Below are 13782 nucleotides of genomic sequence, written 5' to 3' on the forward strand. Positions count from 1 at the left end.
TAGTTAGACGCTTTGTGCCTCGACACCTTTGGCAAGCCACTTCGAGAAATAGAACGTCATGGGTGTACTGCCGGTGTTGGTGATGCCGTGGAGCGTGTTGGCGGCGCAGTACGCAATGGCTCCCGGGCCAACCTGTGTTGTGACGCCGTCAACTTCGATGATGCCGGTGCCGGTGGCGACGATCATGGTCTCTTCTTCCGGATGACGATGCGGCGGATGAGGCGAGGCGCCGGGATCAAGCACGCACATGCCGGTGCAGAGCGTGCTGAGGTGGCCGGTGGGGCCGTTGTAGTGCACGTATGCCGCAGTGCCGGGCGCTGCTCCCACGGCTGGAAGGCTTTCACAGGTGATGACACCGTCGGCGAGAAGTGGCGCGTCGGTTATGGTTTCAATGTGCGTGATGGCGGCTTCGCTCATGATTTGCTCCGGGTGGCCAGTATAGCTGTGCGCTTTCGCAACTGCGGAGAGAGGAAAGACGTCAGAGTGTGACAGATGCCGGTTGAGTTATCCCATGGACTGCTGATTGCGATTGTTGCGGCGAGCATTTTGCTGATGCTGGTGCGGCCTAAGAACCTGCCGGAGGTTTGGTGGGTGGGGCCGGGTGCGCTGCTGCTGGTGGTGCTGCGGCTGGTGCCGCTGAAGACGGCGGGCAAGGCCGTTGCTGAAGGCAGCGATGTGTATCTGTTCCTGATCGGCATGATGTTGCTGAGCGAACTGGCGAAGGACAATGGCGTGTTCGGGTGGCTTTCGACGCACGCGGTGCTGGGTGCGCATGGGAAGCGGTCGCGGCTGTTTGCGCTGATGTATGGCGTAGGTACGGTTGTGACCATCTGCATGAGTAACGACGCAACTGCCGTGGTGTTGACGCCTGCGGTGCTGGCCGCGGTGAAGAAGGCGAAGGTGCCGCCGCTGCCTTACCTGTTTGCGTGCGCCATGATTGCGAATGCAGCGTCGTTTGTGTTGCCGATTTCGAATCCCGCGAACCTGGTGGTGTTTGGTGCGCACATGCCGCCGCTGGGTCAGTGGCTGGCTTCGTTTGGTGTGCCTTCGGTGTTGTCGATTGCGGCGACTTATTTTGTGTTGCGCTGGTATTTTCGCGACGATCTTCGCGATGGCATTGCGCATGAGCCGAAAACCGTTTTGTTGGCATGGAACGCCAAGGTGGTGTTGGCTGGATTGCTGCTGGTGATTGCGGTGTTGCTGGTGGCGTCGGGGCTGGGATGGCAGCTTGGTTTGCCGACGTGCGTTGCGGCATGTGTTGTGGTGGCAGCGGTGTCGTTGATTGCGAAGAAGAGTCCGCTGCCGATGCTGAAGGAGATCAGTTGGACGACGCTGCTACTGGTGGCTGCGCTGTTTGTGATGGTGCGTGCGGTGGAGGCGATTGGCGCGCTGGACTATGCCGTGGCGGCGATGCGATGGGCTACGCATCTGCCTGTGGTAGCTGGCGCTTTTGTGGTGAGCTTTGTGGTGGGTGTGGGGAACAACATCATCAACAATCTTCCGCTGGGCTTGATTGCGGGAGCCACCATGCAGACGGCGCAGGTGCAGGGTGTTCTATCGCATGCGGTATTGATTGGCGTGGACCTGGGGCCGAATTTTTCTGTTACCGGATCGCTGGCTACGATCCTCTGGTTGCTGGCGATTCGTAAGGAAGGCATGCATGTGAGCGCATGGGATTTTCTGAAGGCTGGTGCGATTGCCATGCCTGTGGCGATGGTGGCCGCGGTGTGTGGGTTGTTGTTGGTGCATTCCCTCGGGGGATGAAGCTTTCTTCGTTTTCCTGAGACGTTGTAGAGGATTGAGAGGAATGCAGGTCCTTCAGCTACGCTTCGCTTCGTTCAGGATGACGGCCCTTGGCCGTATGAGCTTCGCAAGGCGAAGCTGGCTTTGATTTGTGGCTCGAAGGATTGAGCGTTTTCGTTGCGTGAAGCTGCGTTGGGATTCTTCGCTGCGCTCAGAATGACGGCCTTTGGCCGTTTGATCGCACTAATATGCGATGCCCCAGGTTAGCTTCGCGAACCTGGGGCACCTGGTTTATGTCTGATGATCCCACGTCTCAGAAGCGAGACGTGGGGCACCCACCAAAAGCTAAAGGCTAAGAGCTAACAGCCAAAAGCTAAAGTCGGCAGATGAGCAGTTCGCGCTCGTAGATCATTTCTGGCGGTAGGTGGTCGTGGAGGAGGAGGAAGACTTCCTCGTGGCCCATGACTTCGCGTTTCCATGTGGCGCGGTCGACGTTCTCCAGTTCGTTGAACTTGTCTTCGGGGAAGTCGAGGCCGTTCCAGTTGATGTCGTTGTACTTGGGAATCCAGCCGATGGGCGTTTCCTGGCCGCGCACGCGGCCTCGTACGCGGTCGACGATCCACTTGAGTACGCGCATGTTTTCGCCGTAGCCGGGCCACAGGAATTTGCCGTTCTCATCTTTGCGGAACCAGTTCACGTGGAAGATGCGTGGTGTGCTGGTGAGTTCGCGCTGCATCTTGAGCCAGTGACGGAAGTAGTCGCCCATGTGGTAGCCGCAGAAGGGCAGCATGGCCATAGGGTCTCGGCGGACGATGCCCACTGCGCCACCGGCTGCGGCAGTCTGTTCGCTACCCATCGTGGCGCCGACATAGACGCCGCTGGACCAGTTAAAAGCCTGGTAGACAAGCGGCATGGTGGTGGCGCGGCGACCGCCGAAGATGATGGCGTTGAGCGGCACGCCTTCGGGGTTTTCCCAGTCGGGGTCAATGGTGGGGCACTGCGATGCGGGTGCGGTGAAGCGGCCATTGGGATGCGCTGCGGGTGTCTTTGACGCAGGCGTCCACGGTTCACCGCGCCAGTCGAGCGCTTCGGCGGGTGGCTTGTCTGTCATACCCTCCCACCAGATGTCGCCGTTGGGTACGCCGTTCTTTGTTACGAGTGCGACGTTGGTGAAGATGCTGTTTTTGCGCAGCGTGGCCATGGCATTGTGATTGGTCTTGTCGCTGGTGCCGGGGGCTACGCCGAAGAAACCTGTCTCAGGATTGATGGCGCGAAGCTGGCCGGTGGCGTCGGGCTTGATCCATGCAATGTCGTCGCCGACCGTCCATACCTTCCAGCCGTCGAAGCCTGCGGGTGGAATGAGCATGGCGAAGTTGGTTTTGCCACATGCTGACGGGAAGGCTGCGGCCACGTAGGTCTTTTCGGTTTCGCCATTTTCATCGGCGGGTGATTCGACGCCGACGATGAGCATGTGTTCGGCCATCCAGCCTTCATCGCGACCGATGGCAGAGGCGATGCGTAGGGCGAAGCACTTCTTGCCGAGCAATGCGTTGCCGCCGTAGCCGGAGCCATAGCTCCAGATCTCGCGGGTTTCAGGGTAGTGGACGATGTACTTGGTGTCGTTCTGCGGCCAGGGGACATCCTGCTGGTCCGGTGCGAGTGGTGCGCCGACAGAGTGGACGCAGGGAACGACGCGCCTGTAATCCTTGTCGATTTCCGCGTAGACCGGCAGGCCGATGCGGGCCATGATGCGCATGTTCACCACGGCGTATGCGGAGTCAGTGAGTTGCACGCCGATCTGGCTCATGGGCGAGCCGACGGGGCCCATGCTGAAGGGCATGACGTACATGGTGCGGCCCTTCATGCAGCCCTTGAAGAGGGTCTTCAGTTTGCGGCGCATGACGAAGGGATCTTCCCAGTTATTGGTGGGGCCGGCGGCGTCCTTCGAGAGCGAGCAGATGAAGGTGCGGTCTTCCACGCGGGCCACATCGTTCGGCGAGGAGCGTGCGTAGAAGCAGCCGGGCCACTTTACCGGGTCGAGGCGGGTGAAGGTTCCGGCATCGACGAGTTCGTTGCAGAGATGTTCGTTCTCTGCATCGGAGCCGTCGAGCCAGTGAATGCGGTCGGGCTGGCAGAGGTCTGCTGTTTTCTCCACCCACTTGATGAGGTGCCGGTTTGTTGTAGGGGGAGTGTTGCTGGGAACTGATGCCATCCAAAGGCCTCCGGAGCGCCTGCGATACACGTTGACACGCCGGTCATCATTGTCCTCCCTGAGGTAAATCGGGCAAAATATGTGCGGCGGTAATCGCACAGGCGTGCGAAATTGCACCTGTCGGATATCGGAAAAGGGATGGGTATGCATTGTGGTTTCACGCAGAGCTTACTGTTCCATGCCGTTGCGGCCTGCGATGCTTCGCGAAAGTTTCAGGCGATCCAACGTATCGCTCTGCCGATTACGCGAAGCGACATTGCTCAGAGTGAAAGTTCTCATGAGGGGTGACTTGATGCTCAGAATCAAGTGCGTATCGAAAAGATGGCGCTCTTACGCGTGTGCCGTGAAATCTCGATCCTGCGCAGAGCTCATACGCAAGGGAGTGCGTGCGTCTTTCAGGCGGTATTGGTCAATCTTGTAGAGAAGCGTGCGGTAACTGATGCGCAATGCCAGTGCCGCCTGGCGCCGATTCCACCGCGCTTCCTCCAAAGCCCGTTGAATCAGGCGGCTCTCTGTCTGATCCTTGAAGTCCCGAACGATCGACCGCATCTCATTCACGTTGGCTGCTTGTTTCGGTGCATCGCCGGAACATGCATGGATCCCTGAGGGTCTGCCAAGTACCTTGCTTTCGATGTCTGCGATTGACGACTCATGTCCCTTTAAGACCTGCATGCGCGTTACGGCGTTTCCAAGTTCGCGCAGATTGCCCGGCCATTGATATTCCTGCAGTACAGACATCATGTGAGGCGAGACATAGACGGGTTCCTGATGTAGCGCAGCCGACTGCCGCTTGATCATCTCTTCCACCAGGTATGGGATTTCTTCCCGGCGCTCTCGAAGCGGTGGCACCTCGATTGTGAAAGCATTGATGCGGTAGTACAAATCTTCGCGGAAAAGCTTGTCCGCGATTGCACTCTCGATGTTGATGTTCGTCGCCGCAATCACACGGACGTCGGCAGTGGAGACGCTTCTGGCACCAAGGCGGGAATACCGGCCATCCTGCAGCACATGCAACAGTTTTGCCTGCATTGCTGCACTCATCTCGCCGATCTCGTCCAGCAGAATCGTGCCCTTGTCAGCCTGTTCAAACTTTCCTGGCTTGGCTTTTATCGCACCGGTAAACGCTCCAGCCTCGTAGCCGAACAGTTCACTCTCCAGCAAGTCCGACGGTAACGCCGCACAGTTGACCGAGCAGAACGGCTGGCCTGCACGCAGCGAATGCTTATGCAGCAGATTGGCGATCACGTCCTTGCCGACACCGCTTTCACCCAGGATGAGTATGGGCACATTCACCGCCGCCAGAAGCCGGACGTTTTCATAGATGTGCAGCATCGCCGGACTGGCCGCCAGGAAGTACCGGTTGTTCGGGATGTCTTCAATATGGAAGTGTTGCGGCGTGGCCCTGCGTGGCGCTTCGAATCGAGACGAAGAGACTACTTCTGGCAGATCCTGAAGACGGGTCAGAACCTCCTCAAGTTGTGAGGTCTGGATGGGGGCCTTCAGCGTCTGGTTGATGCCTAACCGCTCAGCATCTTCCTTCCAGGGGCTTATGCCCAGGGGCAGAGTTATCCATATCCTGTCTTTTCCGACAAGAAGGAGCAGTTTCGAGAGAGAAGCTTCGTCGCGTGGCGGGCGCGAAGAAACGTCAATAATAACTGCGTCCAGCGCCTTGGTTTCGGCAAAAGCCAATCCCTCTGGAAGTGTTCCGAAGGTAACGGTTTCATGGCCTTCAAAGGTTAGTGCAGCTACCGAGGCATGGAGGAAAGGCGTGGAAGAACTAACAATAACTACCGTACGTGTCTTCAGCATCGTGAAAATCCTAGGTCTGACCTTTATGCGGAAATGACCGCTTCAGACCAAAGCAGACCCTGTTACCCAATGGAAAGGTAGCCGGGAGATCAATGGCAGAGAAAGCACAGTGGAACATGCACAGCGAAACAGGTGAAACGGTTACTCGTGAACAGGGCAGGCGTTGGTAACAGCCACAACGTCGGCAGGATATTGGTCGAACGTTTGCCCCGAGGAAGGGGCGGAAAGAGCAGTTGGAATTGTGGCGAATCCGGCGGCCCGCGTCTGCGCGAGAAGAGAAAACGGAAGAAACAACGAGATTTTCAGTACGAAAAGGCCTACCTGAAGGACTGTTTCTCGTCGAAGGTGACGGGTAAAAGGCTGCAAAATCATGACTGACTCCGTGAGCGCTTGAGGGTCCTTTTTCCCCCTCACTCACTAATGCGCGAATCGTGCACAGATCGTGCCATGCTTTTTTGACATATCAGCTGTAGGGCGCCGAACAATTCCGGGTATACTCGGGCCATTCGACACTGAAGTGACTTCCGGGGACTTCGCATGTTGGATTCACTCAATCCGATCTCTGAGCCACAGCGCGTGACGCAGTTGCTGCGGCGCGCCCGAGCAGGCGATTCGGAAGCTGCTTCCGTCCTGATGCCGCTTGTCTACCGTGAGCTTCATGCGCTTGCAGAGCGCAAGATGCGATTTGAGCGTCCAAATCACACGCTTCAACCGACTGTTCTGGTCAACGAGGCCTATTTACAGCTTCTGAACCTGGACCATTTCGATTGCGAGAACAAGACCCACTTCTTCGCCCTGGCATCCAACATCATGCGCCGTGTGCTGGTTGATCACGCACGATCCGCAAAAGCGGCCAAGCGGCCAGGCGGCCATCAACAGGTCGAACTCACTTCGCAACTGCAGGTGTCAGCGCAGCCAATCGACATCCTGGCTCTGAATAGTGCCCTGGATGCACTTGCGACCTTCGATCAACGACAGGCCCAAGTCGTGGAGATGCGCTTTTTCGCCGGTCTGTCGTTTGAAGAGATCGCAGAGGCGCTGGATATTTCCGTTCGGACCGCAAAACGCGACTGGTCCGTGGCAAGAGCGTGGTTGCACGGAGAACTGGTGCCAAGACGCAGTACGGCCTATGGATGCTGAGCGGTGGGAACGCGTTAAGCAGGTCTTTGATCTTGCGGTGGACGCTCCTGAAGCACAGCAGCGCTCCATCGTCGAAATGTCGTGCTCGGGAGACCCGGAACTTATAGCCGAAGTGCTGCGTCTGTTGGAATCGGACGCTTCCGCCGGCGATTTCCTTGACGCCGCCGCGGGTGACCTCCATGCCTACCTTCAACCTGAGAATCGTCTCCCACGCTTCCGCGAGGGAGATGTCCTGGCACGGCGGTTTGAGATCAGGCGATTCATCAATTCCGGCGGCATGGGAGAAGTGTATGAGGCCTGGGACAGTGAGTTGAATCAGGAGGTTGCCGTAAAAACCATCCTGCCCCATATCGCGGTCCATGCTGACGTCATCGAGCAGTTCAAGCAGGAGGTGCGGCACACACGCGAAATCTCCCACCCCAATATCTGCCGTGTTCACGAGCTCTTTCTGCATGACGAACCCGGCGAGGGGCCAACCTGGTTCCTGAGTATGGAGTTGCTCCGGGGCCCCACGCTGCGGGAGAAAATCCGCCGGGATGGACGGCTTGCCCCCGAGCTGGGGTTACTGGTTGCATCACAGCTGCTCTCAGGAATTGAAGCTGCGCACGCGCAAGGGGTTACCCACAGGGATTTCAAAAGTGGCAATGTGATTCTGGTCGACGCTGAAAACGGGCTTACCCGTGCGGTGATCACGGACTTCGGCCTATCAATCCGCATCCGGCCGGGAGAAGCCGCAGTGGATGTGGCGGGCGGTATGGGCACACCCGGTTACATGGCGCCAGAACAGGAGGGGCAGGGACCGGTGAGCCCCTTGGCGGATCAATATGCCCTGGGCGTTGTCCTGTACGAGATGATGACCGGTTCGCCTCCGCAGCCGACAACGATCGGAGTAGCTGCCAGAAGTAAAGCTGCGAAGCGAGGTTACCCGGCCCGCTGGGATGGAGTCATTCGACGTTGTATGCAGCGCAATCCGGAGGATCGGTTCGAGGATATGGCTGCGGTGCGGAAGGCACTGCTGTTATCCAGCTGGAGAAAGCACCCGCGCTTACTTGCAGTTGCCGCGATTGTGCTGGTTATGGCCGGAGGTGCATTCCTGCTGCGTGCGGTGCGCACGCCGAAGACGGAACCCTGCCAAATCTGCGATGTGAGGCAACTCACTCCCGACACCGATGAGTCCGAGAGCCCCTCGCTCTCTCGCGATGGGAAGTATGTTGCGTATTCCTCCGATCAGGCGGAGAGCGGTAATCTCGACATCTTCGTCCAGGCGTTGCCGTCGGGTCCACTGAAGCGCATCACGCGCGATGCATCACGGGACGGCGATCCAAGTCTTTCGTCCGACGGCAGCATGGTCGCCTATCGTTCCGAACGTGACGGAGGAGGCATCTACATCGCAAGCGTGCAGAATCCAGAGGGCGCCAAATTGCTGGTACCGCGCGGCAGAAATCCAGCGATCTCTCCGGATGGCCAACGGTTGTTGTATTGGACCGGAGACCCGGATCAGAGCAATCTCTCGGGACAGATTTACGTGATGCCACTTGCCGGTGGACCACCGAAACAGATTGCGCCGGATTTTGTGGATGCGCGGTTTCCTGTGTGGAATACCGATGGAAGTTTCGTGTTATTCGGTGGCTGCCTCGGAGTCGGGCAATCTGCCCAAGGATGTTTCGATTGGTGGACCATTCAACTCGCAGAGAAAGTACCACATGCCACGAAGGCGTTCGAGACTTTGCGCAGTGCCAAACTGTTGCCCAGCAGATTGAACTCCGCGGTCTGGACGTCTGGAAACCTGATTTTTAGCGCCGTTGGCGAGTCCCACAGACCAGGCATTCTGTCTCTGAAGCTTGATCCGCAGACACGGCGAGCTACCTATCAGACGCGGTGGCTGCTTCAAGAGAATGCAGGCAGTCTCGACCCTTCTCTTTCCAATGGAGGAGATATTGCTTTTACGCGCACGTCAGGGGCTCTGCATATCTGGCGGATCACTGGCGCAGCGAAGGGACAGAAGCATGAGCTAGAGAAAATAACGCAGGACGCTGACGTGGACGGTACTCCCTTTGTAGCCGAAGGAGGCCGCGCTGTTGTCTATGAAAGGGGACGAAAAAGAGAGCGGAAAATTCTGCTACGAGATATGAGCACTGGCAAAGAGATGACATTGATTGATTCCGGGACGCCTGTGTTGTCACCGATCATCGATGGCACTCAGAGGAGGATTGCCTACTGGCAAATCGAAAATGACGGCAGGAGCGCAATCTATACAGGACAGCTTGGTGAAACCATGAAGCGAGTCTGCGTGAATTGCATGGAGCCGATGGGATGGTTCCAACACGATAGGATGTTCTTCTTTCGTGATGAGGCACTCGGCACGGTCAATCTCATGGATGCTGACAGCGGCACGCAAAAGGTCATCTTGCAGGGCGCTGATCGATCCGTTGGAGATGTAAGTTGGTCTTCAGAGAACAGTCTTCTTCTGTTTATCGAGTCGCGAAGTGATCGTAAGCGGATGTATGCAGTTCACCTGAACCCACAAACAGGAGAGGCTGACCGCACCTGGATCTCTATTCCGACCGGTGCCGGTACACCGTGGCACCCTCGCTGGTCAGGAGATGGCAAGACGATTTTTTATGTTTCCAATACCGACGGCTTTATGTGTATTTATGGCCTGCCATTCGACGAAAGGACGAAAACACCTGGTGTTCCTTTTGACGTTGCACACTTCCACAAGCAACGAGCCTCTATCGATAATGTCCTGCCTCGCGCTTTTAATATGTCGGTTGCAGGCGACACAATTTATTTGAACCTTGGGGAACAGAGTTCTACAATCCAACTCGGAAAGCTGATAAATCATCCATAACCGATCTGGCCCGGGCTTTCTTCAATGGCAAATCCGGGCAAGGTCGAGAAGATAACGAGGCAACATGGCACGTGTTCCTGGTTCGTCCCCCTCTGCGAAAAAAACTCCCAAGGTAACAAAGGCTCCTTCAGTATCGTCGCCCACGGTTAGTTCCGTGTCAGCGAAAAGCGCGAAACCTCAACCCGCTGGATCGCATGGGCCGTCGCCGACGATAGTGACACAGCAATGCCTGGAAGTGAAAATCCCTTATACCGAAGAGGGCAGGATCTTTCTTGCGAAGCTTCAGGAATTACTGCGAACGAAAGAGCTTCCGTTCAAGCAGATATGCTCGCCCAACCAGAGAGCAGTTGACCAAAAAAGTTCAGGAAGTGGCGGCACCACTTACGCGCTCGAAATGCGTATTGAGCAAGAAGGATTCCCTCCGTTTTAGCGCGATTCCCATTCGGGGAGTGGAGACACACCGATGCACTTCGCGCTGGTCACGGCACCAACGATCACTGAGTTTCGAACACAGGAAGAGATTGCGAGCAGAGCAGTGCAGCAAGCTGCGCTGCAGCCTCAACTTGGCATTCTGAGTGTTGCGGCGATTCTTGAAGCAGAGGGAGATTGTCCCCATGTCTTTGACGTCAACGCAGAGTACCTTCGCTTCGCCAGTGCCGTGGATACGGATCGGATCGATGACTTCGCTCATCATCTTGCCGACACGGTCGTGCGCGCCAACGCAGATGTCTACGGCTTCAGTTCCATCTGCAGCACGTTTCCACTGAGCCTTAGAGTTGCGCGGGCGGTGAAAGAGATTCGGCCCTATGCGACCATCCTGTTCGGTGGCCCGCAGGCCTCTGTCGTGGATGAGAAAGTCATCGGCAGCTTTCCGTTCGTTGATTTCATTCTTCGAGGCGAAGCGGAACAATCTCTTCCCATCCTGCTCCGTGAATTACAGGGTGACTATGAATTCTCACGAGTTCCCGGGCTGACATTCCGCGACCAACAGATCGTGCGGCGAACTCCCAACGCACCTGTGATTGAGGACCTGGACTCGCTGCCAGCTCCGTCCTATCACCTGAGCAGCTATCTGCATGGCGCGAAATCCGCGTCGATTGAACTTGGTCGGGGATGCCCATTCTCCTGCACATTTTGTTCTACGAATGATTTCTTTCGGAGGCGCTTCCGGCTTCGATCGCCAGATCGCGTCCTGGAAGAGATGCGTTCCATTGCTACGACCTACGGTATTCGTCACTTCGAACTGGTCCACGACATGTTTACGGTGGATCGAAAGCGCGTGGTTGCATTCTGCGAAACCATGCAGGCTTCAGGAGAAGATTTCACGTGGGATTGCAGTGCTCGCACCGATTGCGTTGATAAAGAATTACTGCAGCAAATGAGTGCAAGTGGATGCCGCGGTCTTTTTTTCGGCATCGAATCTGGATCGGTGCGCATGCAGCGCATCATCGATAAGGATCTTGACCCGGCACGCGCGCAGGAGATGCTCAGGGTTTGCGAGCAACTTGGGATTCGTACCACAGCGTCGCTCATCACCGGTTTTCCAGAAGAACAATGGAGTGATGTTCAGGACACGCTGAAGATCTACATGCAGTCCGCCCGTTGTTCTCTGTCGCACCCGCAAATCAACTTACTCGCCCCACTTGCTGGCACGCCCCTTCACACAAATCATGCTGATGAGCTCGTACTGGAAGATCACTGCTCAGACATGTCTCATCAGGGGCTCGGAAGCTCGGAACAGGACCTTGACCTGATTCGAACGTATCCTGATATCTTTCCTAATTTTTATATGATTCCCACTCCCTCTCTGGATAGGGAGATCCTGTTTGAACTGCGTGAATTTCTGGGCATGGCCGTGGAGCATTTCCGTTGGATGTTATGCGCGATTGCACAGGTGGAAGATATCTTGCAGTTCCATGAGTTATGGCAAGCATGGAGATCACAAAATTGTGGTCCCATGACAAAATCTGACTTACGTCGCTACTATGCCAGCTATAACTGCCGATCGGACTTTCTCGAATTCGTTCGCACATCCATTGCGGACCGCAATGATGTGGTCATGGCGCTGGTGCAAGTTCAGGAAGCGCTCAATCTCTCAAGCGCCACCGGCATTGGCGCGCCATTCGCTCCATCATTACCACACAAAGCGTCTGAAGCTTCTTATCTTGCGCCGGGTGTCACGTTACTGGACCTGGGCTTCGATCTTGATGCGCTCATCCGGAGTCTCACGGAAGATCCTTCATCGCATCTTGAGTGCAACGGCTCTTACTACGCGACCCGAATAGGTCTCGAGGGCCGGTCTGCTTTAGTGCAGATATCGCCGTTTCTTTCCGATGCTCTCCGTGTGGGAATAACGGGCAGTCATTTTGATTTGCAACGCTATGTCGCACGAGCCTTCGAAATTTCAGATGAAGAGTCCATTGAAGGCGCAACGCAGGCGCTGAAGAGTTCCTTATTGGAGGATCGGTGGATCGTAACCAGCACGGTCACTGGCTGACACGGCCTGCTGAACCGTAGTTCCATGACGCCAAAAGTGCCGCACTAACAAGCTTTACGTCAGAAAAAGTTTGGCACTGGAAATTCTTGCCAACATACAGCCCTCGGCTTTTATGATTTCAGGATTTCGGCGACATTGACTTCTGAAGTTCTTTCGCGGCCATCATGGACGTATTCGGCGACACATTCTTCACACAGCGAAATCCGAGGTGATTCGTGCCGGTATCTGCGTCGCCTTTGCCGCGTGTACCGAGCATGTAACGCGAACAGTACTGGTCCGTGCAAAGATACGATCCGCCGCGGTGGACCTTCTTCTTGTGACCGGGCTCGGAAGGATCCCATGCCGAGTCGGGTCCCTGAGGATTGCGGATGACTCGCCTCTGTGCACTCAACTGCTTGTAGTAATCGGGGCGATACCAATCCGACGTCCATTGCCACACATTGCCCGCCATGTCATATAAACCATAGTTATTCGGGGCGAAGTGTTTCACCGGAGAGGTTCCTATATAACCGTCTTCGACGGTGTTTGTGTCGGGAAAGTGCCCTTCGTGGGTGTTCGCCATCCAGTGTTGATGCGGACGAAACTCATCGCCCCATACGTAGGGTTTTCCTGTAAGTCCACCGCGTGCGGCAAACTCCCATTCCGCCTCCGTGGGCAGACGCTTTCCGGCCCACTTCGCATAAGCCTGGGCATCCTCGTAGGCTATCTGCACCACGGGATAATCGTCTTTACCCACGATGGTCGAGCTCGGTCCCTGCGGATGTTTCCAGTCTGCACCCGGAACATAACGCCACCATTGGAAGTAGTTATCGAGCGACACAGGATGATCTGGCGGTGTAAAGACGACGGAGCCCGCAACGAGATTTTCTGGCGGCGCACCTGGATAATCCTGCGCACGTGGTTTCCGCTCGGCAACCGTAACATAGCCTGTCGCTTTAATGAATCTGGCGAATTCAGCGTTGGTGACGTCCGTCTTATCCATGTAGAAGCCATCGACATAAACCCGATGAATGGGGCGCGAGTCATAGGTGGCTTTCATGCCGACGTCGTTGGTTCCAGCTGGTGCCTGTGCCCCCATCGAAAACTCACCACCGGGGATCCACGACATGTCCTCAGGAGCGGGGTTAGATGGCTTTGCCGTATTCAATACGGTGGGTTGGAAGGCCGGTTCGCTCTTACTCTGGCCATCATGCTGCATCGCATCCGGCTTTTCGGTGTCAGTTTTCGCGGTTTCAGAGGGCGGCGTATCGTGTGCGTCTTCCGAGGCTACGGGGATCGCTACGGTAGCGTGAACCGGCTTTCGAATCACAATCGCAACTGCGACCGCAGCAATCAACAACACTCCTCCAAGGATGTAGGACGATGCCGTGCTCCTGGATTGTTTTCTGGATGCGGATCGTTTCGAGGGTTTCATGGGCACCTATCCATGGACTCTGCGGGTACGATGCAAAGTCGTTTGTGCTTCAGGTATCGCAGATCGAGCAGAGATGCCGTACTGTCACAACTGACAGTACGATATGTCAGATTAAG

8 protein-coding genes are annotated in these 13782 nt (G+C 56.2%); 4 read left to right on the plus strand and 4 right to left on the minus strand.

What is annotated here, in order from left to right; all coding sequences use genetic code 11:
* Nucleotides 1-3: 3 nt before the first annotated feature.
* Nucleotides 4-417, minus strand: coding sequence for a cupin domain-containing protein (locus AB6729_RS00830; protein WP_371079666.1), 414 nt, complete (start codon nucleotides 415-417; stop codon nucleotides 4-6).
* A 75-nt stretch (nucleotides 418-492) separates the two neighbouring features.
* Between AB6729_RS00830 and AB6729_RS00835 the strand changes: the two genes are divergently transcribed.
* Nucleotides 493-1764 (plus strand): SLC13 family permease, encoded by a 1272-nt coding sequence (locus tag AB6729_RS00835; RefSeq protein WP_371079667.1) that lies wholly within the window; start codon nucleotides 493-495, stop codon nucleotides 1762-1764.
* A 352-nt stretch (nucleotides 1765-2116) separates the two neighbouring features.
* On the opposite strand, the gene AB6729_RS00840 is transcribed toward AB6729_RS00835, so the two are convergent.
* Nucleotides 2117-3955: a phosphoenolpyruvate carboxykinase (GTP) gene (locus tag AB6729_RS00840; RefSeq protein ID WP_371079668.1), complete on the minus strand. Its 1839-nt coding sequence runs from the start codon at nucleotides 3953-3955 to the stop codon at nucleotides 2117-2119.
* 330 nt (nucleotides 3956-4285) lie between these two features.
* On the minus strand, nucleotides 4286-5764 hold the full coding sequence (locus AB6729_RS00845) for a sigma-54 interaction domain-containing protein (RefSeq protein ID WP_371079669.1): 1479 nt from the start codon (nucleotides 5762-5764) through the stop codon (nucleotides 4286-4288).
* A 537-nt stretch (nucleotides 5765-6301) separates the two neighbouring features.
* Between AB6729_RS00845 and AB6729_RS00850 the strand changes: the two genes are divergently transcribed.
* The 3 genes from AB6729_RS00850 (at nucleotide 6302) to AB6729_RS00860 (ending at nucleotide 12252) form a co-directional block, all read left to right on the plus strand.
* Nucleotides 6302-6904, plus strand: coding sequence for a sigma-70 family RNA polymerase sigma factor (locus tag AB6729_RS00850; RefSeq protein WP_371079670.1), 603 nt, complete (start codon nucleotides 6302-6304; stop codon nucleotides 6902-6904).
* Nucleotides 6894-9755 (plus strand): protein kinase, encoded by a 2862-nt coding sequence (locus AB6729_RS00855; protein ID WP_371079671.1) that lies wholly within the window; start codon nucleotides 6894-6896, stop codon nucleotides 9753-9755. The genes AB6729_RS00850 and AB6729_RS00855 overlap by 11 nt, the downstream gene beginning before the upstream one ends.
* 463 nt (nucleotides 9756-10218) lie before the next feature.
* Nucleotides 10219-12252 carry a radical SAM protein gene (locus AB6729_RS00860; protein WP_371079672.1) on the plus strand — a complete coding sequence of 678 codons (2034 nt, stop codon included), beginning with the start codon at nucleotides 10219-10221 and terminating at the stop codon, nucleotides 12250-12252.
* 118 nt (nucleotides 12253-12370) lie between these two features.
* On the opposite strand, the gene AB6729_RS00865 is transcribed toward AB6729_RS00860, so the two are convergent.
* Nucleotides 12371-13666, minus strand: a complete 1296-nt coding sequence (locus tag AB6729_RS00865) for a formylglycine-generating enzyme family protein (protein WP_371079673.1) — start codon at nucleotides 13664-13666, stop codon at nucleotides 12371-12373.
* Nucleotides 13667-13782: the final 116 nt, after the last annotated feature.

This window comes from Terriglobus sp. RCC_193 (assembly GCF_041355105.1).
In the GTDB taxonomy this organism is placed as follows: Bacteria; Acidobacteriota; Terriglobia; order Terriglobales; family Acidobacteriaceae; genus Terriglobus.